22 protein-coding genes and 1 tRNA gene are annotated in these 18,533 nt (G+C 70.1%); 13 read left to right on the forward strand and 10 right to left on the reverse strand.

What is annotated here, in order from left to right; genetic code table 11:
- Positions 1-87 precede the first annotated feature (87 nt).
- The 3 genes from CLV54_RS10340 (at position 88) to CLV54_RS10350 (ending at position 2,295) form a co-directional block, all read left to right on the forward strand.
- Positions 88-1,089, forward strand: coding sequence for a hypothetical protein (locus tag CLV54_RS10340; protein WP_100344873.1), 1,002 nt, complete (start codon positions 88-90; stop codon positions 1,087-1,089).
- Positions 1,090-1,152: 63 nt separating this feature from the next.
- Positions 1,153-2,142: an NAD-dependent epimerase/dehydratase family protein gene (locus tag CLV54_RS10345; protein WP_100344874.1), complete on the forward strand. Its 990-nt coding sequence runs from the start codon at positions 1,153-1,155 to the stop codon at positions 2,140-2,142.
- Between the two features lie 76 nt (positions 2,143-2,218).
- Positions 2,219-2,295, forward strand: a tRNA-Met gene (locus CLV54_RS10350).
- Between the two features lie 177 nt (positions 2,296-2,472).
- Here the strand turns inward: CLV54_RS10350 and CLV54_RS10355 are convergent.
- From CLV54_RS10355 to CLV54_RS10370, 4 genes are all read right to left on the reverse strand, one after another.
- The gene (locus CLV54_RS10355; protein ID WP_100344875.1) at positions 2,473-3,441 is read right to left on the reverse strand and encodes an NAD(P)-dependent alcohol dehydrogenase; all 969 of its coding nucleotides are present in this window, start codon (positions 3,439-3,441) and stop codon (positions 2,473-2,475) included.
- Positions 3,438-3,662 carry a helix-turn-helix transcriptional regulator gene (locus tag CLV54_RS10360; RefSeq protein WP_100344876.1) on the reverse strand — a complete coding sequence of 75 codons (225 nt, stop codon included), beginning with the start codon at positions 3,660-3,662 and terminating at the stop codon, positions 3,438-3,440. Before CLV54_RS10360 ends, CLV54_RS10355 begins: the two co-directional genes overlap by 4 nt.
- Positions 3,656-4,084 carry a hypothetical protein gene (locus tag CLV54_RS10365; RefSeq protein ID WP_100344877.1) on the reverse strand — a complete coding sequence of 143 codons (429 nt, stop codon included), beginning with the start codon at positions 4,082-4,084 and terminating at the stop codon, positions 3,656-3,658. Before CLV54_RS10365 ends, CLV54_RS10360 begins: the two co-directional genes overlap by 7 nt.
- A gap of 154 nt (positions 4,085-4,238) precedes the next feature.
- Complete coding sequence (locus tag CLV54_RS10370; RefSeq protein WP_100344878.1) at positions 4,239-4,862, reverse strand: TetR/AcrR family transcriptional regulator; 624 nt, start codon at positions 4,860-4,862, stop codon at positions 4,239-4,241.
- A 142-nt stretch (positions 4,863-5,004) separates the two neighbouring features.
- Between CLV54_RS10370 and CLV54_RS10375 the strand changes: the two genes are divergently transcribed.
- Entirely contained in the window at positions 5,005-5,400 is a 396-nt protein-coding gene (locus tag CLV54_RS10375) for a zinc-binding dehydrogenase (RefSeq protein ID WP_245861572.1), read from the forward strand.
- Positions 5,401-5,439: 39 nt separating this feature from the next.
- Here the strand turns inward: CLV54_RS10375 and CLV54_RS10380 are convergent, their stop codons facing one another.
- The gene (locus CLV54_RS10380; protein ID WP_100344879.1) at positions 5,440-6,813 is read right to left on the reverse strand and encodes an MFS transporter; all 1,374 of its coding nucleotides are present in this window, start codon (positions 6,811-6,813) and stop codon (positions 5,440-5,442) included.
- 115 nt (positions 6,814-6,928) lie between these two features.
- Between CLV54_RS10380 and CLV54_RS10385 the strand changes: the two genes are divergently transcribed.
- Positions 6,929-7,669, forward strand: coding sequence for a hypothetical protein (locus tag CLV54_RS10385; RefSeq protein WP_157802917.1), 741 nt, complete (start codon positions 6,929-6,931; stop codon positions 7,667-7,669).
- 3 nt (positions 7,670-7,672) lie between these two features.
- Here CLV54_RS10385 and CLV54_RS10390 read toward each other — a convergent pair whose 3' ends face one another.
- Entirely contained in the window at positions 7,673-8,260 is a 588-nt protein-coding gene (locus tag CLV54_RS10390) for a PASTA domain-containing protein (RefSeq protein ID WP_100344881.1), read from the reverse strand.
- 282 nt (positions 8,261-8,542) lie between these two features.
- Here CLV54_RS10390 and CLV54_RS10395 point away from each other — a divergent pair, with 282 nt between their 5' ends.
- Entirely contained in the window at positions 8,543-8,821 is a 279-nt protein-coding gene (locus tag CLV54_RS10395) for a hypothetical protein (RefSeq protein WP_100344882.1), read from the forward strand.
- Here the strand turns inward: CLV54_RS10395 and CLV54_RS10400 are convergent.
- Positions 8,818-9,471, reverse strand: coding sequence for a VOC family protein (locus CLV54_RS10400; RefSeq protein WP_100344883.1), 654 nt, complete (start codon positions 9,469-9,471; stop codon positions 8,818-8,820). The two genes, CLV54_RS10395 and CLV54_RS10400, sit on opposite strands and share 4 nt — an antisense overlap.
- A 359-nt stretch (positions 9,472-9,830) precedes the next feature.
- Between CLV54_RS10400 and CLV54_RS10410 the strand changes: the two genes are divergently transcribed.
- Complete coding sequence (locus tag CLV54_RS10410; protein ID WP_211294514.1) at positions 9,831-10,628, forward strand: siderophore-interacting protein; 798 nt, start codon at positions 9,831-9,833, stop codon at positions 10,626-10,628.
- A 43-nt stretch (positions 10,629-10,671) separates the two neighbouring features.
- Here the strand turns inward: CLV54_RS10410 and CLV54_RS10415 are convergent, their stop codons facing one another.
- Both CLV54_RS10415 and CLV54_RS10420 read right to left on the reverse strand, forming a co-directional pair.
- Positions 10,672-11,265, reverse strand: coding sequence for a hypothetical protein (locus CLV54_RS10415; RefSeq protein ID WP_100345049.1), 594 nt, complete (start codon positions 11,263-11,265; stop codon positions 10,672-10,674).
- A 48-nt stretch (positions 11,266-11,313) separates the two neighbouring features.
- On the reverse strand, positions 11,314-11,766 hold the full coding sequence (locus tag CLV54_RS10420; RefSeq protein WP_100344886.1) for a MarR family winged helix-turn-helix transcriptional regulator: 453 nt from the start codon (positions 11,764-11,766) through the stop codon (positions 11,314-11,316).
- Positions 11,767-11,850: 84 nt separating this feature from the next.
- Between CLV54_RS10420 and CLV54_RS10425 the strand changes: the two genes are divergently transcribed.
- The 6 genes from CLV54_RS10425 to CLV54_RS10450 all read left to right on the forward strand — a co-directional run bounded on the left by CLV54_RS10425 (position 11,851) and on the right by CLV54_RS10450 (position 17,399).
- Positions 11,851-12,420, forward strand: coding sequence for an isochorismatase family protein (locus CLV54_RS10425; RefSeq protein WP_100344887.1), 570 nt, complete (start codon positions 11,851-11,853; stop codon positions 12,418-12,420).
- A 41-nt stretch (positions 12,421-12,461) separates the two neighbouring features.
- Positions 12,462-13,838: an MFS transporter gene (locus tag CLV54_RS10430; RefSeq protein WP_211294515.1), complete on the forward strand. Its 1,377-nt coding sequence runs from the start codon at positions 12,462-12,464 to the stop codon at positions 13,836-13,838.
- Positions 13,839-14,022: 184 nt separating this feature from the next.
- A complete protein-coding gene (locus tag CLV54_RS10435; protein ID WP_100344889.1) occupies positions 14,023-15,321 on the forward strand; it encodes a cysteine desulfurase in 1,299 nt (432 codons plus the stop codon).
- On the forward strand, positions 15,318-15,764 hold the full coding sequence (sufU, locus tag CLV54_RS10440; RefSeq protein WP_100344890.1) for a Fe-S cluster assembly sulfur transfer protein SufU: 447 nt from the start codon (positions 15,318-15,320) through the stop codon (positions 15,762-15,764). Before CLV54_RS10435 ends, sufU begins: the two co-directional genes overlap by 4 nt.
- A gap of 115 nt (positions 15,765-15,879) precedes the next feature.
- Positions 15,880-16,260: a rhodanese-like domain-containing protein gene (locus CLV54_RS10445; protein ID WP_100344891.1), complete on the forward strand. Its 381-nt coding sequence runs from the start codon at positions 15,880-15,882 to the stop codon at positions 16,258-16,260.
- An 8-nt stretch (positions 16,261-16,268) separates the two neighbouring features.
- Positions 16,269-17,399, forward strand: coding sequence for an FAD-dependent oxidoreductase (locus CLV54_RS10450; protein WP_100344892.1), 1,131 nt, complete (start codon positions 16,269-16,271; stop codon positions 17,397-17,399).
- A gap of 43 nt (positions 17,400-17,442) precedes the next feature.
- Here the strand turns inward: CLV54_RS10450 and CLV54_RS10455 are convergent, their stop codons facing one another.
- Positions 17,443-18,474: an ABC transporter substrate-binding protein gene (locus tag CLV54_RS10455; RefSeq protein ID WP_100344893.1), complete on the reverse strand. Its 1,032-nt coding sequence runs from the start codon at positions 18,472-18,474 to the stop codon at positions 17,443-17,445.
- Between the last annotated feature and the right edge of the window lie 59 nt (positions 18,475-18,533).

Here is an 18,533-nt window from a genome sequence, read left to right on the forward strand (position 1 = left end):
CGTTCACGGTTGGGGCGCCCGGCTTCCGGGCGTCCCAACCGTCATGCCGCCGCCCTCGCCGTTTTCGCCGTCTTCGATTGGACCCCTGTGAACCAGACCTCGGTCGCCGCTCTCACCGTCACCCGCACGGATGCCGGCGGGCTCGCCCTCCTCGTCGTCGACACCGGTGCCGTGCGCGCCGTGTTCGTGCCCTCGGTCGGCGGCCGGCTGCTCTCGCTCACGGCCGGGGGAGCCGAGTTCCTCTGGCGCAACGAGCGGTACCTCGACGCCGGGATCGCCCCGCGCGTGCCTCTCGCCGGCTGGCCGCAGGCGGGCGCGGGGATGGGGAGCTGGCTCAACCTCGGCGGCGCCAAGATCTGGCCGGCGCCCCAGGGCCAGGGCGGCCCGGGGGAGTGGGACGGCCCGCCCGACCCTGTGCTCGACGGCGGCCCGTGGAGCTGCACGGTGTCGGGCGACGATCGCGCCGTCACCGTCGTGCTCACGAGCGCGGATGACTCCCGCTCCGGTCTGCGGATGTCGCGCGCCTTCCGGTTCACGGCCGGCAGCGCGCAGTTCGAGGAGACCGTGTCGTTCACGGCCGCCCTCGGCCGCGCCGTTCGCTGGGCGATCTGGGAGGTCGTGCAGATCGACACGGCCGCTGCGGTGGGCTCGACCGACCCCCGGGTCGGGATCTTCGTGCGCGACACCGGCGCAATCCCTCCTCTCAGCCTCCTCCCCGCGAGCCGAGGCCGGGCGACCGTCGCCGTGACGGAACGTCCCGGGGGCCGTGCCTACCGCATCCCCGTGACCGAGGTCGTCGACAAGCTCGGCTTCCCATCGGCCACGGGCGAGCTCAGCTATCGCAGACCCGACGGCGGCGAGCTCATCCTGTCGTTCGACGTCGACGGGAACGCGGAGTACCCGGATGGCGGCTCCCGCGCCGAGATCTGGATGCAGCACCCGCTGCCGGAGCCGATCGCCGAGCTCGGCGGCCTGCATCCCGACTCGCACCTCGTCGAGCTCGAGGCGCTGGGGCCCCTCCGCGCGCTCCCGCCCGGCGAATCCTCCACCCTGACGGTCCGCTGGACCGTCGTGCCACCGCGGCACTAGCTTTGTCCCGCCCTCTGCTCGCCTTCTACCCGCATCTACCGCCCTCCACGAACGGAGCCTCCCGTGTCCTCTCTGTCCCTCCTCCTCATCGGCGGCACCGGTGTCATCAGCTCGGCGTGCGCGCGGCGCGCGGTCGACGCGGGTCACGAGGTGCACCTGCTCACGCGCGGCGAGTCGTCCTTGCGTCCTGCGCCGGAGGGAGCGTTGCTCCACACGGCCGATGTGAGGGATCGGCGGGCTGTGGAGAGCGCTCTCGACGGCCTCTCCTTCGACGCCGTCGTGAACTTCGTGGCGTTCGAGCCCGCGCACGTGCAGGCCGACATCGAGCTCTTCGCGGGGCGCACCGGGCAATACGTCTTCATCAGCTCGACCTCCGCGTACCAGAAGCCGGCCGCCGTGCTGCCGATCACCGAGTCGACGCCGTTGCGCAACCCGTACCTCTCCTATTCGCGCGCGAAGATCGAGTGCGAGGACGTGCTCGTGCAGGCGTATCGCCGTTCGGGCTTCCCCGTCACGATCGTGCGGCCCTCGTTCACCTACGATCACACGATCTTCCCGATCGATGGAGGCTGGACGGTGGTCGATCGGATGCGCCGGGGCCTCGAGGTGATCCTGCCGGGCGACGGCAGCTCGCTGTGCTCGCTCACCCACGCCTCCGACTTCGCCGAGACCTTCGTCGAGCTGCTGGGAGACCCGCGCACGATCGGCGACAGCTACCACATCACGACCGACGAACGCCTCACCTGGAGGCAGGCCTTCGAGGCGATCGCGGCGGCTGCGGGCGTCGAGCCGCGATTCGTCTCCGTGCCCTCCGAAGCGATCGCCGCCGCCGATCCCGAGTGGGGAGCGGTGCTGCTCGGCGACAAGACGCATTCGGCGTTCTTCGACAACTCGAAAGTACGAGGGATCGTGCCGGGCCATCACGCCCGGATCCCCTATTGGAAGGGCGCTCGCGAGACGGTCGCCTGGTACGACGCGAACCCGCAGGAGCGCCGGATCGACGACGCCCGGTCGGCGGTCATGGACGAGCTGGCCGAGCGTTTCCGCCCCTGATCCGCCCCAGACCCGCCCCTGGTTCGACTCCGCGTTCACCTGCTGTTCGCACCTGTGATAGTGTTATCTCTTGTGCCGCGGGGTGGAGCAGTTCGGTAGCTCGCTGGGCTCATAACCCAGAGGTCGCAGGTTCAAATCCTGTCCCCGCAACCAAACGCAGTACGAAAAGTCCCGGAAACCCAAGGTTTCCGGGACTTTTTCTTTGTATACACGTGTGCTCGGCGATGCCTCGGCACCGCTTGCGGCCTCAAGCGAGGAAGAGCCTTGCGTCGAGGCGGGTCGTCCCGCGCCGTAGGACTTACGAGTTCTGAGTTGAGAGCAGCGAGGTGATCATGAGCTCTCGCCCATCGTGACCACTACGGTGCCGGTCTTGCGGCCGGTGTCGACCCGGGCGTGCGCCTCGACGATCCGCTCCAGCGGGTAGCGGCCATCGATCACCGCGACGATGTCTCCAGCGTCCGCGAGTGCCATCACGAGGTGCAGGTCCCTGGTCTTCTCGGCGGTCGGCCGCAGTCCCGTGAATGCGACTTTCGCTCGCCGGCTCCCGAACCAGGGCAGCCGGAGCATGAGCGGCAGGGACGGGACCGTGGAGAGGTAGACCCCGTCGGGAGCCAGGCAGCGCCGACACCGGGCGAAGGAGCTCTTGCCCACGGCGTCGAAGACGACGTCATAGCTCCGATCCTCCCGTGTGAAATCCTGCCGTGTGCGGTCGATGACCCTGTCGGCGCCGAGCCGCGTCATGGCGTGAACGCTCCCAGTGCTGCAGACCGCCGTGACGGTCGCGCCGACGTGCTTGGCCAGCTGCACGGCCATGCTGCCGACGCTGCCGGCGGCACCGTTGATCAGGATGCTCTGCCCGGGCCGGAGTCCCGCCTCATCGCGCAGGAATGCCAGTGCGGTGCCGTCGGCGAGGGCCGCGGCATCCGTGTGGGCGATGCCGGCCGGCTTGCGCATCACGGCACCGGCCTCGCTCACGGTGAGGTACTCGGCGTGCCCGCCGAAGTCGGGGCCGGTGATGCCGACGATCTCGTCGCCGATCCGGAATCGAGTGACGGCGGGGCCGACGGCCGCGACCTGCCCCGCGAACTCGGACCCGAGTATCTGCCACCTGGGACGTCTCAGGCCGAAGAACAGGCGGGAGAAGAGCGGGACTCCCCGGCGGGCGGCGCTGTCGGCCGCCCCAATCGTGGAGGCGCGGTTGCGCACGAGGATCTCGTCGGCCGCCGGGGTCGGCGTGGGGACTTCCTCGACGCTCACCACGTCGGGAGAGCCGTAGCGGCGGTAGACGGCGGCCCTCATGAGTCGGTGTCCGGATACTGGAAGACCTGCTCGAGCGGAACCTCGAAGGTCCGGGCGATCTGGAACGCCATCTCCAAAGACGGCGAATAGCGGCCCTGTTCGATGGCGATGACGGTCTGCCGGGTGACGCCGATGCGGTCGGCGAGCTCGGCCTGGGTCATCTCACCGCGATCGAACCGCAGCCGGCGGATCGAATTGGTGACGCTCGTCGGCTTCACCATGACTGGATGCCCCGGCGGTAGGCGACGATCTTCGCGATCGAGGACAGGATCATGGACAGCACGAATGCCAGGTAGATGATGTTGGCGATCCAGAAGTGGTCGGCCTCGACGAGCGCCAGGACCAGTGCCGCCAGCGCGCCGAAGACCAGGAACCAGCTGCCCGTCCTCTCCCCGAACCGGTAGATCTGCTTGTCGCGCTGATCCTTCTTGCCAGCGTCCTTCGGTGAGAACATCCCCACCACGATGGTGATCACGATCGAGGCGACGATGGAGCCTCCGATGCACCAGAGGAGGATGGGCGCGTAGTCCACCTCGGTCAGAGGCGCGTCCGACGACTGTCCCAGCACAACGGCCAGGTAGATCCCGTACACGACTATGGCCAGCACCAGCTGGACCCAGACGCTCTTCTCTTCTGACGACATCGGTTCCCCTCCTCGCTGTGTCAAAGATCATTGACATTGCGAATGTATGGCGGAGATATACACCATGTCAAGTATTTCTGACATTCCGTAGGAAGGGCTCCACCGGCTGCGTCCGCATCCGCGGTGGTCGACGCCGATGATCCACCGGTCGGGCTCAGCGCCGTGAGAGCGGCAACCGGACGGCGGGCGGGAGCGGCATCCGCACTGGCTCCGCCTGGAACGACTGGATCATCAGCGCGGCGAAGCGTCGCGAGGCGGCCGCCCTCAGCTCGGGGGAGTCGGCGCGGATGCCCTCGTTCGCCATGAGCGCCAGGCTGACGTCCTCCAGCACGAAGTCGCTCCGCATCGTGCCCGTCGCCTTCGCGCGCCGCACCAGCTCGAGCATGAGGAGCAGGGAGCGATCGCGTTCCGCGACGAAGCCGGTCGCATCGGGAAGCTGCGAGGTGAACGCGCGGGCGAAGCCGCGGTCGAGGGCGTGGAGCACCATGAGCTTCTCGATCGCCCGACAGAAGCCGTTCCACGGGTCGGATTCGGCGAGACCCTCCTCCACGATCTCGACGCACGAGGCCATCTGCTCGGCGAACGCCTCGGCCAGCAGGGCGTCCTTGGTCGGGAAGTGCCGGTAGACGGTCGCGACGCCGAGCTCGGCCCGCCGCGCGATCTCGCGGATCGGCACGTCGATGCCCTCCGCGGCGAAGGCGCCGCGGGCGACGGCGAGGATGCGCGCCCGGTTGTCGCGGGCATCCGAGCGCCGCTGCGTTATCACTTCGATCGCCATCGCTCTCACTTTAGTCAAGCGGACGGGGTGTTCCGTTACGGTCGCGGTATGAGAGCAATCCAGTTCGAAGAATACGGTCCGCCGAGCGTCGTGCACGTCGCCGAGGTGGAGGAGCCGCACGCCGGAGCGAACGAGATCCGGCGTGCGGGCCTCCGGGGTCTCGCCGGGGGAGACCCGCATACGCTCCGGCGAGCTGCGGGAGGCGATGCCCACGACGTTCCCGTATCGCACCGGGTTCGACGCAGCCGGGGTCGTGGCCATCGTCGGCGACCCGGCGCGCGTTGTGACGATCGCCGACGTCACGGCGCCGGAACACGGCGTGCACCTGTCGTACGGCGCGCCGACCAGCGACCCCGACGCGACCCTCGTGGCCGCCGATCCGCTCGCGGTGCACGGCCTCGCGATCGCGGTCGCGCTGGCCGACGAGGGGCGGCTGCGGATGCCGGTCGCCGCCGTCTTTCCCTTCACCGAGGCCGCGGCCGCCCACGAGCTGAGCGAGACCCGTCACGCCCGCGGGAAGATCGTGCTCGTGAGCTGACGGCGGAGGCGTCATGCAGAGCGGCGTGACGCAGCCGCGTCACGCAGCCGGACGGAGCTCCTGCACGCGGAACGCCACGGGAACCGCCGCGACGGCGATCCCGGCCGACAGGGCGAGGGCCACGCCGAATCCGCCTCCCGCAGCGCCGAAGGCGGTGAAGAGCAGGCCGGCGAAGGCGATCGCGGTGGCTCCGCCCGCGGCGTCCGTGATGGAGACGGCGGCGCTGTTGAAGCCCTGATCTCGCTCCGTCGAGTAGCCGAGCACGAGGGTGGAGATCCGCGGGAAGACGAGCCCCATGCCCGCGGCGGCGACGAGCCAGCCCGCGGCGGCGACGGGCACGGGGAGAAGCAGCCACGCGTTGACGAGCTGGACGATCAGCCCCGCCATGAGCAGGAGGGTGCCGACTCGCATGACAGCGGCGTGCGGGATGCTCTCGCTGAGCCGCCCCTGCACCGCCGATGCGCCCGCCCAGGCGAGCGCGCCGATCGTGAGGATGAGGCCCGCGAGCCAGGGCGGGAGGTCGTAGCGATCCTGCAGCAGGTAGGGCAGGTACACCTCCGTGGAGAAGAACGCGGCGGCGACGAGACCGCGCAGCAGCACCGTCGCGGGCAGGCCTCGACGGGCCGTGAGGGTTCCGCGGGGCACGAGCGTGCGCAGTGCGACCACGACGATGACGAATGCGCCCGCCGCGAGCACCCATGCGAACGGGCCGCCCGTCTCCCCTCCGAGGCTGATCGCCACGATCGCGGCGGAGACCACGACCGCCCAGAGCAGGGTCCAGCGGCTGCTGAGCACCCCGCCCGCCTCCTGGCCCATCGCGTGGAGCTGCCGGAGCGCCGGGATCATCGCGAGCGCCGAGACGACGAGCAGAGCGGCCACGCCGTAGAAGACCCAGTGCCAGCCCACGCCCTCGGCCACGACGCCGGCCACCGGAGGGCCGACGAGCGAGGGCAGCACCCAGGCCGCCGCGAACGCGCCGAAGATCTTCGGATGCATCGCCGCAGGGTAGATCCGGGCGACCATGACGTACAGGGCGACGTTGATCGCGCCGGAGCCCAGCCCCTGCAGGATCCGGCCGCCGATGAACGTGTACATGTCGAGCGCGATGCCCGCGAGCAGCAGGCCGACCACGAAGACGACGACCGCCGTGATGAGCGGCCGGATCGGCCCGACGCGGTCGGCCCACCGCCCGGAGACCACCATGCCGATGACGCTCGCGGCGAGCATCCCCGAGAAGGCCACCGAGTAGAGCGACTCCCCCTCCAGGTCGCGGCTGATGGCCGGCATGATCGTGGTCACGGCCATCGCCTCGAAGGCCCCGAGGAAGATGAGGGCGTTCGCCCCGATCGTCGTCCAGAGGTACCGACGGGAGAAGATGCCCGGCGTGGCCGCGCCGGTCGTTCTCGTGGTCATGGTGATCGTTCCGTTCCGCAGCCGCGACAGGGCAAGCCTTACAGTCTTCCACGTCCGGCGCACGGGCCGGAGGACTTCACTGTGCGGTGCGTGGTTTTGCCGATACGATTCCGGCATGACACGACGACCGCCGGTGATCCTGGGAGGCTCGGCCTCCAGCAGTGCGCTCGAGCTCAACTGGGAGGTCGACTCGTTCTTCGGCGACTCGGAGGCGCCCGAGAGGGTTCTCGTCTCGCTCAACGGGCGGCTCTTCACCAACCTCGACGGCGATGACACGACCGTGTCGATACCCGCGGCTGCGATCGGCTCGCTGGGATCGACCGTCATCGCGGTGGGGGTGTCGTTCTGGTGGTCGGGGTCGCCTCCCGAAGAGCTGCAGAGCGTCTTCACCTTCGCCATCCCGGGCGCGAACAACGGCGGCGTCTTCCCGGCGGCTCCTCCCAGCCTCTCACTCGTGCGGAACGTTCCCCCGACGAGCAACGGCCCCGCTGTCATCACGATCTCGTGGCGGTCCAACAACTACAACGACGGCAACATCTTCTGGGGTCCCACGAGCAACCCGCGGGCCTTCAGCCGCAGCATCAAGCCGAAGGGCGAGATCTACAGCGGGGAGTTCCCGACCGACCGGCCGTTGAGCCCGGGCACCGCTTACTCGTTCCGCGTCGAGGTGCGCAATACCCTGCACAGCACCGAGTGGCTCGCATCGACGCTCATCGTCGTCGCGGCCGTCGCGACTCCGGCGGCCGCGAGCTGGTCTGTGCGAGCTCGCCTGCTCGCGAGCGGGAAGCCGCTCACCGCCGGGATCTCGGCGTTCGTCGGCCCGAGCCGGAGCGTGCGCACCTGGCTGAGGGGCTGAGCGTCACTCCTCGAGGTTCATCCGCACCACCACGGTGATCCCGCGCATCACCACGGTTCCGGGCGCCGGGGAGATGCTGATGACCTCTTCGTGCTCGTACTTCGGGTTCCGGTATTCGTAGTGGTACTCGATGGTCAGCCCGAGCTCCTCGGCGGGCTCGTTGACGAGCCTCATGTCGTCGCCCTCGAGGATCTCGGTCCGGTTCGGCCAATTGGGGATGACGACCGCTCCCACGAGCGCGAGCAGCGACTCGAGCGTCTGCTCCAATGTCTGGATCCGTCGCACCGCGTTGTCGAGGGCGGAGGTGGAAGCGAGACCGGAATGATCGGCGACGAGCCTGCCGTTGAGCCTGAGGTCGCCGGTGACCTGGAGTCCGCCGTGCACCGTGACCCCGCCCGGGTAGTCACCCGCGTAGTTGAGAGTGAGTCCGTCCTCGAAGTCGTGTACGAGGGCCCGGCGATACGGACTGGAGCCGCCCTTGCGCCGTGAGGGCGCGTCCAGCATGATGTCGGTCGCGGTGGACTTGAAGATCGAGCTCTCGGCGACCAGCCAGTTGCCGCCTTGCTGGTCGAGTTTGATATCGGTGGACATGGCACTCCTTCGTCGTATGGCGGCGGACGCCGCGTGGGTGATGCGCGGGAAGGGCATGGTGGGTCGCGGGGAGGCTGCGACACCGATTTCCAGCATGGCACGACGGCTCTCGCTCCGCGCGCCCGATATCGCTCGGAATCCGCCTCCGGCACGGCTCCTCCGCACCGGAGCGCCGGCTGCGGCGTTCCCCGTCTGATCGGGTTCGTCCACCCTGCCCTGTCGTGCTCGCGACCACCGCGGCTCTGCCCAGCGTCACCTGATCTTCTGTGATAGAGAGGGTCTATGACTGAACGCATCGACGTGTGGGCCTCGCCGTCCGTTCTCGTGAGCTTCGACGGCCGGGTCCTCGAGGTGTTCGGCTTCGCCGACGCCCAGCGCTTCCACATCGCGTTCCTTCCCCGGATCGTGTTCGTCGGCAAGTCCAGGATGTCGATCCGGCCGCAGGGCGGCGGCGGTCAGTACACCTTCTTCTACGCGGTGGAACGCCGGGCCGCACTCGAACGTCTGGCCGAGCACGTGCACGCGGCGCACGGCGCCTGGCAGCCGAGCTTCGGCGACTAGCCGGCCTCCGGGTCGGGGTTCTGCGCCGCGGCGAGCTCGGCGGCCGAATCGAGATCGTCCGAGGCATCCAGCCCCAGTCGGGCTTTGAGCTCAGCGCGGTAGAGGAGCGCTTCGACGAGCTCGGCCACGGGGGCGTCGGGATGCCGCAGGATCCCCGCGTCGAGCACGGCGATCGCCTGCGCGTCGTCGCCGCGGGCGTCGCCCTGCCGGGCGGCCACGTCGACCACGCGGCCCAGGCCCGATCGTGCGGGCTCGTCTTCGGAGGCGCCGCTGCGGTAGAAGCGCAGCCAGTTGCCGCCCACATCGACGACCGTGAAGCCCGTCGCCGTGCCGGCCTTGCGGCGCGGCGGGAGGACGCGCGGGATCCCGCGACGGGGAGCCGAGCCGAAGCGGGCGCGGAGGCCGTCGCGGAAGGAGGAGTGCAGTCCTTCGGGGTCGGGCACGGTGATGATGACGCTGCCGTAGGAGCCCGCCGGGTCGAAGCCCTCGATCGCGGCCAGGTGGATGCCGAGGTCGTCGAGCTCCACGACTGCGGATGGGTTGGGGCGGCGCTGCTGGAAGGTCACGGTGAATCCGAGCGCCGTGTAGAAGTCGAGTGCCTCGTCGAGATCGGCGCACGGCAGTACCGCGTAGCTGCGTTCTCCCGTCATGGGGTCCCCTCCTCCGCCGGGTCTCCATCATGGCAGCACGGGCATCGCAGCACGACCGCCGGACGGCGTGCCCGGCGGACCAGCGGGCCGATGGTGCGCCGGGCACGAGCAGCGACAGCGTGCTGCATGCCCTGCATCCGACCCCGCATCTGATGCCCGTGACGAGACCGGCGACGACCGCGGCGACGAGGCCGGATGCCCCGAAGGGCTCCGCGGGCACGGCGGCAAGGAACGGCACCGTGAACGAGATGACGGTCATCCGCCGGTCGTTGACGGAGGCACGATCCGCGATTAAGCTCAGTTTTAGGTAAGCCTTGCCTAATCAATTTCCAGGCCAGTGTGGTCAGAGAGGCATCACCATGCCCAGAGCAGGAGCACCCGCGCAGCGTCGGATGCTGACCACGGCCGTGCTGCGCACGCGCCGGCTCAGCCCCAGCTTCATTCGCGTCACCGTCGGCGGCCCCGAGCTCGCCGATTTCGACTACCAGGGCCTCGATCAGTGCATCCGGCTGTTCTTCCCGCGACCCGGCCAGGCCGCGCTGCGGATGCCGACGGCGGCCAACAACGGCTGGGTCGCACAGTTCTATCTCACGCCGTCGAGCGCGAGGCCCCATGTGCGCAACTACACGGTGCGGGCCTTCCGCCGTGAGCCCTTCGAGCTCGATGTCGACTTCGTCGTGCACGGCGACGGACCGGCCGCGAGCTGGGCTGCTCGGGCGGTCGCCGGCGATCCGGTCGGGATCTTCGACGAGGGGACCATGTACCGCCGCCGAACCGACGCGGACTGGCAGCTCGTGGTGGCCGACGAGAGCGCCGTGCCGGCTGCGCTCTCGATCGCGGAGCAGTCACCGCACGAGCTGCGCACGCTGCTCTATCTCGAGGTGCCGCACGATGACGATGTGCTGGAGACCGAGCTCGGCGACGCCGTCACGGTGCGCTGGCTGCCCCGCGGCGAGAACGAGGGCATTCCCGGGCGCCTCGCGCTCGATGTCGTCGCCCGCGCCGAGTTGCCCACGGGGAGGCCGAGCGTGTTCGTCGCGGGAGAGAGCGGGCTCGCCACCGGGCTGAGGCGGTATCTGGTCACCGAACGGGCTGTCGCGAAAGCGGATGTGACGTTCTACGGGTACTGGCGTCACGGCCGGGCCAGCATCGGCTGAGCCGCATCCGCCGGTTCGTGGGCCGTCTGAGGTGGACCGGAGGTCAGGGCAGCACGGCCCCTTCCCGGGCGGCGACGGCGAGGCCCGCCGCCCATCCCGGCGCGCGGCCGTTCGGCGGATGGAGCTCGGCCGGGATGCCGACGCCGGCGAGAAGCCAGGAGATCAGCGAGTTGGAGTTCCACATGTCGCCGGTCGGGCGCACGATGCGTCCCCAGGTGAGGGTCGGCACCTGCGGCACGCGCTCGAGGAGTCGCCGGACGGTGTCCGCGTCGCGGGTGAGCACGGCGGGCTCCCCGACCGCCCATTGGCGATCGGGGATGATCCCGTCGGGCCAGCAGCGCACCTCATAGCGGAAATACCGCGATCGCCCCAGCCAGCGGATGCCGACCGGCCCGTTTGCGACGACACCGCGCTCGGCGGCGGGCACGCCCCAGGCGGGTGTCATCTCGATCACGAAGCGCTCGCCGCGGTCGACGACCTCGAGCGCGGCGTGGAAGAGCGGCTGGGGGCGGCGGTGTTCGATCATCGCCTGCAGGAGCTCCCACCATCGGCTGGTGTGCACGACGACGTGGCCGCCCGCGCCGACAGGCAGCCAGAGCAGGATGACGCGGGACCCGCCGTCGAGGTCGGGATTCACGGTCGGCTCTCCTCCTGCCACTGTTCTGCTCGTCGTCTCGGGAGGGCGTCAGGAGTCGGCGATCTGCTGGAGCAGGGCGGCCGCGCGGGCGAGGGCGGCACGATCGTCGGCGCTCAGCTCGGCGAGGTGCGAGTCGAGCCAGGCCTGGCGTCGGGCGCGGTCGGCGTTGACGAGCTCGGCGCCCTCGGGGGTCGCGGCGAAGAGCACCCGTCGACCGTCGTCGGGGTCGTCGTTGCGCGTGGCGTAGCCGGCGGCGGTGAGCCGGTTGACGATCTGGCTCATGGACGCCGGGGTCACCCGATCGTAGTCGCTGAGGGCTTTCAGGGTCTGCGGCCCGTTCTTCTCGAGGCGTGTCAGCACGCCCATCGCGGCGTCCCCGAGCTGGCCGTCGGCGCGTTCGGCGCGGAACCTGCGGTAGAGGCGTCCGACGGCCCCGCGGATCGCCGTTCCGAGCTCGTCGCCGGCCGGCTGGGCTGTGTGCGGGGTTGCCGTGTCATCCATGACTGGTTAGTATAGCTAATGAAATCGTTAGTATAGCTAACAAAAAACCCGATGTGGACGAAGCCGCGCCATCCAAGGAGAACCATGACCCTCACGACCCTCGACCCCGCAACCGCCCTCGTCGTCATCGACCTGCAGAACGGCGTGCTCGCGATCCCGAAAGCTCATCCCAACGAGCAGATCGTCGCCAACGCGGCCGCGCTCGCCGATGCCTTCCGCCACCACGGCCTGCCGGTCGTGCTCGTGCGGGTGGCCGGCGGATCGGCCGGGCGCACCGAGCAGCCGCCGCGCGCGGGGCAGGGAGAGCTGCCCGCCGGCTGGGCCGATCTGATCCCCGAGCTGAACCAGCAGCCGAGCGACCACGAGATCGTCAAGCGCGCCTGGGGCGCCTTCCACGAGACAGATCTCCATGAGCACCTCACGGGTCTGGGCGTTACCCAGCTCGTTCTCGCGGGGGTGTCCACGAGCATCGGCGTCGAGACGACCGCCCGGCACGCCTACGAGCACGGCTACAACGTCACCCTCGCCGTCGATGCCATGACCGACAGCGCCGCGGACGCCCACGAGCACACTGTCACCCGCATCTTCCCTCGCCTCGGCGAGACCGGGACGACCGAGGAGATCATCGAGCTCCTCGGCACGATCCGTCCATGACGACGCCGTCTGCACCGGGCCCGTCCACGACGGAGCCCGGTATGACGGCAGCGCCGCGCACCCCCTTCGGCTGGCGCTTCACGGCGCCCCTCCTGCTCGGATCGGCCCTCAACCCGATCAACAGCTCGATGATCGCGACCGGGCTCGTCGGCATCGGCGTGGACTTCCACACCGGCCCGGGCACGACGGCGAGCCTCATCTCCGTGCTCTACCTCTGCAGCGCGATCATGCAGCCGACCATGGGCAAGCTCTCGACCCTGTTCGGCCCGCGGCGGGTGTTCCTGGCGGGCATCGTGATCCTGTTCGTCGGGGGAGTGGTGGGCGCGGCCGCGCCGGCGTTCGGGTTCCTGCTCGTCTCGCGGGCCCTGATCGGCATCGGCACCTCGGCCGCGTATCCCACGGCCATGGCGATCGTGCGCCGCCGGGCCGACGAGGCGGGGATCGGCGTGCCGAGCAGGGTGCTGGGCAACTTCTCGATCGCCGCCCAGGTGACCGTGGTGTTCGGGCTGCCGATCGGAGGGGTGCTCGCGGGCGCCTTCGGCTGGCGCGCGCTCTTCTTCGTCAACATCCCCTTCGCGGTCGTCGCCTTCGTGCTCACGCTGATCGGCGTCGCGAAGGATGGACCGCTGTCACGTGAGCGGACGAAGGGCGGCCTGCTCTCCGCGATCGACGTGCCCGGCATCCTGCTCTTCGCGGGCACCGTCACGACTCTGCTCGTCTTCCTCTCCGATCTGTCGTCGCCCCTGTGGTGGCTCCTGCCGGTCGTCGTCGCGCTCGGGGCGGGTCTGTTCCTGTGGGAGCGCCGGGCGGCCAGCCCGCTCATCGACTTCCGGATGCTGGGCCGCAACCGGCCGCTGCAGCGCACCTACCTGCGCCAGGCGCTCGTCGGCCTCGGGGTCTACACGGCGCTCTACGGCGCCAGCCAGTGGATGGAGCAGAGCGCGCACCTCAGCGCCTCCGCCGTGGGGCTCATCCTGCTGCCGCTCTCGGGGCTCAGTATCGTGATCTCGCGGGTCGTCTCCGGGCGCGGCTGGATCCGGTGGCCGCTGATCCTGGCGGGCGCCGCCCTCATCCTCACCGCGGGCGTGATGCTCCTCATCACGGCGGGCTCGAGCGTGCTCGTGCTCATCGGCATGTCGCTGCTGTTCGGCTTCGCCAACGGCTTCAGCGGCTTCGCGAACCAGGCGGCGCTCTACGGCCAGACCTCGGCGGACGACATCGCGGTCGCCTCCGGGCTCTATCGCACCGTCTCCTACATCGGGGCGATCTTCTCGGCGAGCCTCATCAGCATCACCTTCGGGCAGGCCGCGACCGACAGCGGCTTCCACACCCTCGCCTGGGTCATCGGCGGCATCGGCGCGGCCGTGCTGCTGCTGACCGTGTTCGACCGCAGCGTTCCGCGCACCGCGGCCCGCTGAGCGACCGCACGTGGCCGCGTGCGGCACCACGCGGCATCCCGTCTGGAGGTCGCGCCCAGGTATCCCCGGCCTCATCGCCGAAACACGGCTTAGGCTCGTAGTGGACGTCTGCGGGATGTCGGGCCCGGATGTCGGGATGCCGGATCATCCGAGCGGGCGTCACGGAACAAGGAGCAGCTCGGCAATGAATTCGTATGCAGTGGCGACGCCGTTGGAGGAGTCCCGGGTCAGGAGCCTGAGAGAGGACTTCCCGATCCTGCGTGAGCTCGTTCACGGCAAACCGCTCGTCTACCTCGACTCCGGCGCGACCTCTCAACGGCCCCAGCAGGTGCTGCTCGCCGAGCGCGACTTCCTCGTGCACACGAACTCCGCCGTGCACCGCGGCGCGCACACCCTCGCCGCCGAGGCGACGGAGCTCTTCGAGAGCGCGCGGGCGGGTGTCGCGGCCTTCGTCGGCGCGCGTGAGAACGAGATCGTCTGGACCTCCAACGCCACCGAGGCTCTCAACCTCGTCGCGTACTCGATCTCGAACGCGAGCCTCGGCCGTGGAGGCGTCGCGGCCGAGCGCTTCCGCCTGGGGCCCGGCGACGAGATCGTCGTCACCGAGATGGAGCACCACGCCAACCTCGTGCCGTGGCAGGAGCTCGCGGCACGCACCGGGGCCACCCTCCGGGCGATCGGGCTCCACGACGACGGCACACTGCGGATGGACCAGGCCGCCGAGCTCATCGGCGACCGCACCCGGCTGGTCTGCCTGACCCACGTCTCCAACGTGCTCGGAACCATCAACCCGGTCGCCGAGATCGCGGCGCTGGCCCACGCCGTCGGAGCGCTCGTCGTCCTCGACGCGTGCCAGTCGGTGCCGCACCGGCCCGTCGACGTCGTGGCCCTCGGGGTCGACTTCGCCGCCTTCTCGGGTCACAAGATGCTCGGGCCCACCGGCATCGGCGTGCTGTACGGGCGGGCGGAGCTGCTCGACGCCCTGCCGCCCTTCCTCACCGGCGGCTCGATGATCACGACCGTCACACTCGAGAAGGCCGAGTACCTGAACGCGCCGCAGCGCTTCGAGGCGGGCACCCAGCGCGTCTCCCAGGCGATCGCCCTCGAGGCCGCGGTCGGCTACCTCGAACGGCTCGGCATGCAGAACGTGCAGGCGTGGGAGGAGGCCCTCGGGCAGCGGCTCGTCGCCGGTCTCGAGCAGATCGACGGCATCCGCGTGCTCGGCCCGGCATCCGGCGTGGAACGCGCGGGACTCGCGAGCTTCGTCGTCGACGGGGTGCACGCGCACGACGTCGGGCAGTTCCTCGACGACCGCGGGATCGCCGTGCGGGTCGGGCACCACTGCGCCCAGCCCCTGCACCGCCGCTTCGGGGTGACGGCGACGACCCGCGCGAGCGCCTACGTCTACACGACCCCCGACGAGGTCGACGTCTTCCTCGACGGCGTGCGCGAGGTGCGCTCCTTCTTCGGAGTCGGCCGATGACCGGGGAGGCCCTCTCGGGGCTGTACCAGGAGATCATCATGGACCACTCCCGCCGCCCGCACGGGGTGGGGCTCAAGCCCTCGGCCGCGGCCGAGTCGCACCAGATCAACCCCACGTGCGGCGACGAGATCACCCTGCAGCTGCAGGTCGACGGCGGCAGGATCGTGCAGGCGAGCTGGGAGGGTCACGGATGCGCCATCTCCCAGTCATCCGCCTCGATGCTCTCCGATCTCGTGGTCGATCTCGACCCCGCAGAGGTCACCGAGAAGATCACCGCGTTCCGCGAGCTCATGCACTCGAAGGGCACCCTGGAGGGCGACGAGGAGGTGCTCGGCGACGCCGTCGCGTTCGCGGGCACGGCCCGCTACGTCGCCCGGGTCAAGTGCGCGATGCTCGCCTGGGTGGCGCTCGAGGACGCCCTGACGAGAGTCGGGCCTCGGTGACCGGTATCGGGAGCCGGTGACCGGTATCGGTAGTCGGTAACAAATCGATACACGGCGGCGGCGTTCCGTGCCGGTCGTCGAGGATGGGAGGACCACGAGAATCAGGAGTCAGCCCATGTCAGAAGCAACGACCTCCGAGCCGCCGCTCGTCGACCCGCAGGATGCCGCGACCCGCGTCGACGCGGGCGCCCTGTTCATCGACGTGCGCAGCCAGCCCACCCGCGAGCGGGTGGGCGCGATCCCCGGCGCGATCATCGTGGACCGCGACCGTCTGACCGAGCACTTCGACGATGCATCGCCCGAGCGCATCGCCGGAACGGGCGACCCGGAACGGCCGATCGTGGTGATCTGCGGCAGCGTCGACGGCTCACGTCCCGTCGCGCAGTGGCTGCTCGACTCCGGCCGGCCGAACGTCGTGCACGTCGAGGGCGGCTTCCCGGCCTGGAAGGCGGCGGGGCTCCCGACGACTCCCGGCACCGAGACCGACGCGCTCTAGGCGCCCGGATGACGACCCGGGTCGACACCGTCGTGATCGGCGGCGGTGCGATGGGCTCCTCAGCCGCCTGGCAGCTGGCCCGCCGCGGCACGGAGGTCGTGCTGCTCGAGCGTTTCGCTCCGGGGCACGCCAACGGCGCCTCGCACGGGGCCTCGCGCAACTTCAACGTCTCCTACGACGACCCGAGCTACCTGGCGATGATCGTCGAGTCGCTGCGGCTGTGGCGCGAGCTCGAAGACGAGACCGACGCCCGGCTGCTCGACCAGGTGGGCATCGTCAACCACGGCCGGGGCGGGCGGCTCGACGCGGTCGCGTCCGCGCTCGAGGGCGTCGGCTTCGCACCCGAGCTGCTCGACGTCGCAGAGGCCACGACGCGCTGGCCCGGCATCCGCTTCGACACCCGGGTGCTGCACACTCCCGAGGCCGGCCGGCTGAACGCGGATGCCGCCGTCGCCGCCCTCCAGCGCAGTGCGGCGCAGCACGGGGCCCGCGTCGAGCACAGCACGCCCGTGACGCGCGTCGAGGTGCTCGACGACGAGCGGGTGCGCGTGACCACGGGCGGCGCAGGGGGAGGCTCCGCGGGCGAGGTGTTCGAGGCGCGGCGCGCGATCGTGACCGTCGGGGCGTGGACGCAGAAGCTCCTCGGCCCGGTCGTGGACCTTCCGCGCCTCGTCGTCACCCAGGAGCAGCCGGCCCACTTCGCCGCGACCGACGAGAGCTTCGTCTGGCCCGGCTTCAACCACGGCTTCGAGCCCGGAGCCCCCGGCTACGACTACTGGTACTCGGGCGTCTACGGCATGTACACGCCGGGGCAGGGCATCAAGGCCGGATGGCACGGGGTGGGGCCGGTCGTCGATCCCGACGCGCGCGACTTCACCCCCGAGCCCGTGCAGCTCGAGGCCCTCCGGCGCTACGTGCGCGAGTGGCTGCCGGGCGCCGATGCCGATCGCTTCGTCGACATCAGCTGCACCTACACGACCTCGCCCGACTCGAACTTCGTGCTCGACCGGGTGGGGCCCGTCGTCGTGGGCGCGGGGTTCTCGGGGCACGGCTTCAAGTTCACTCCCGCGGTGGGGCGCATCCTCGCCGACCTCGCTGCCGGGCTGCCCGCGCCGCGGCTCTTCGCGCTCGGCCGCTGAGCGGCGCCGTCGTCCTGCCGGCGCCGCCCAGAAGCCGTGGGGCCTACGACTTCGGCAGCCCCGGCGGGTTGATCTCCGACTTCTCGACGCGCTCGGAGTCCAGCCCCCAGCGGTCGAGGATCTCGTCGTACTGGCCGTTCTCGATCGCGTAGTCGAGCACGATGTTCACGGCGTCGATGAGTCCGTTGCCCTTCTTGGTCGCCGCGGCGATGTCGGCGGTCGCCGGCCATCCGCCGCTCACCGTTCCCACGAGCTTGGTCTCGCCCGTCGCCGCAGCCGCATAGGCGCCGCTGGCGTTGGGCTCGAAGTTGGCGTCGGCCCGTCCGGACTGCACGGCGAGGTTGGCCGCGGCCGTGTCGTCGTAGTACACGAGCGTGGCGGGCTCCTTGCCGTCGGCCTCGAGCTCCTCGTTCCAGGTCAGGAGGATCTTCTCCTGGTTGGTGCCCGAGCCGACGATGATCGTGAGGCCCGCGATGTCCTCAGGCCCGGCGATCGACTCGATCGCGCTGTCGCTCTTCACGTAGAAGCCGAGCAGGTCGACGCGGTAGCTCGCGAAGTCGTACAGCTCCTTGCGCTCCTCGGTGACCGTGACGTTGTTGGTGATCAGGTCGTATTTGCCCGACTGGATGCCGAGCGGCCAGTCGGCCCAGTCCACGGCGACGGGGTTGTACTCGAGTCCGAGCCCGTCGGCGATGAGCTGCGCGAAGTCCGCCTCGCTGCCGAGCGGGGTCGTGTTGTCGTCGGATGCCGCGAACACGAGCGGCGGCTGGCCGCCCTTCACCGTCTGGGCGACGGTCAGCTTGCCCGGCTCGACGGGGGTGAATCCGCCGGCCTTCAGCGCCGCCACCGCCTCGGGCACGGGGTCGAGCTGCGGGCGGCCGTCGACGTTCTTCGAGGTCAGGTCGAACTCGACCGAGGCGGCGAGCTGCTCTTCCGTCGAACCGTCCGGCGTCGCCTCCGCCGACGCGGTGCCGTTGTTCGCCACGGCGACCGCGACGCCGATCCCGCCGCCGACGAGCGCGAGCACGACGACTCCGCCGATGATCACGCCCAGCTGTCTTCTGTTGATTGCCATGAGTTGCCTCTCTTAGGGTTGTGCTATCCGATGTACCGGGATTGGTTGTCGGGTCATGC

It is taken from the genome of Compostimonas suwonensis (assembly GCF_002797855.1).
Taxonomy (GTDB): Bacteria; Actinomycetota; Actinomycetes; order Actinomycetales; family Microbacteriaceae; genus Compostimonas; species Compostimonas suwonensis.

Bases quoted from the DNA above. Each gene is read 5' to 3' on its own strand.
- CLV54_RS10355 (WP_100344875.1), bottom strand. From the start codon at position 3,441: ATGAGGGCCGCCGTCTACCGCCGCTACGGCTCTCCCGACGTGGTGAGC.
- CLV54_RS10360 (WP_100344876.1), bottom strand. From the start codon at position 3,662: ATGGTGAAGCCGACGAGCGTCACCAATTCGATCCGCCGGCTGCGGTTC.
- CLV54_RS10365 (WP_100344877.1), bottom strand. From the start codon at position 4,084: ATGTCGTCAGAAGAGAAGAGCGTCTGGGTCCAGCTGGTGCTGGCCATA.
- CLV54_RS10370 (WP_100344878.1), bottom strand. From the start codon at position 4,862: ATGGCGATCGAAGTGATAACGCAGCGGCGCTCGGATGCCCGCGACAAC.
- CLV54_RS10380 (WP_100344879.1), bottom strand. From the start codon at position 6,813: ATGACCACGAGAACGACCGGCGCGGCCACGCCGGGCATCTTCTCCCGT.
- CLV54_RS10385 (WP_157802917.1), top strand. From the start codon at position 6,929: ATGACACGACGACCGCCGGTGATCCTGGGAGGCTCGGCCTCCAGCAGT.
- CLV54_RS10390 (WP_100344881.1), bottom strand. From the start codon at position 8,260: ATGTCCACCGATATCAAACTCGACCAGCAAGGCGGCAACTGGCTGGTC.
- CLV54_RS10395 (WP_100344882.1), top strand. From the start codon at position 8,543: ATGACTGAACGCATCGACGTGTGGGCCTCGCCGTCCGTTCTCGTGAGC.
- CLV54_RS10400 (WP_100344883.1), bottom strand. From the start codon at position 9,471: ATGACGGGAGAACGCAGCTACGCGGTACTGCCGTGCGCCGATCTCGAC.
- CLV54_RS10410 (WP_211294514.1), top strand. From the start codon at position 9,831: ATGCCCAGAGCAGGAGCACCCGCGCAGCGTCGGATGCTGACCACGGCC.
- CLV54_RS10420 (WP_100344886.1), bottom strand. From the start codon at position 11,766: ATGGATGACACGGCAACCCCGCACACAGCCCAGCCGGCCGGCGACGAG.
- CLV54_RS10425 (WP_100344887.1), top strand. From the start codon at position 11,851: ATGACCCTCACGACCCTCGACCCCGCAACCGCCCTCGTCGTCATCGAC.
- CLV54_RS10430 (WP_211294515.1), top strand. From the start codon at position 12,462: ATGACGGCAGCGCCGCGCACCCCCTTCGGCTGGCGCTTCACGGCGCCC.
- CLV54_RS10435 (WP_100344889.1), top strand. From the start codon at position 14,023: ATGAATTCGTATGCAGTGGCGACGCCGTTGGAGGAGTCCCGGGTCAGG.
- sufU (WP_100344890.1), top strand. From the start codon at position 15,318: ATGACCGGGGAGGCCCTCTCGGGGCTGTACCAGGAGATCATCATGGAC.
- CLV54_RS10445 (WP_100344891.1), top strand. From the start codon at position 15,880: ATGTCAGAAGCAACGACCTCCGAGCCGCCGCTCGTCGACCCGCAGGAT.
- CLV54_RS10450 (WP_100344892.1), top strand. From the start codon at position 16,269: ATGACGACCCGGGTCGACACCGTCGTGATCGGCGGCGGTGCGATGGGC.
- CLV54_RS10455 (WP_100344893.1), bottom strand. From the start codon at position 18,474: ATGGCAATCAACAGAAGACAGCTGGGCGTGATCATCGGCGGAGTCGTC.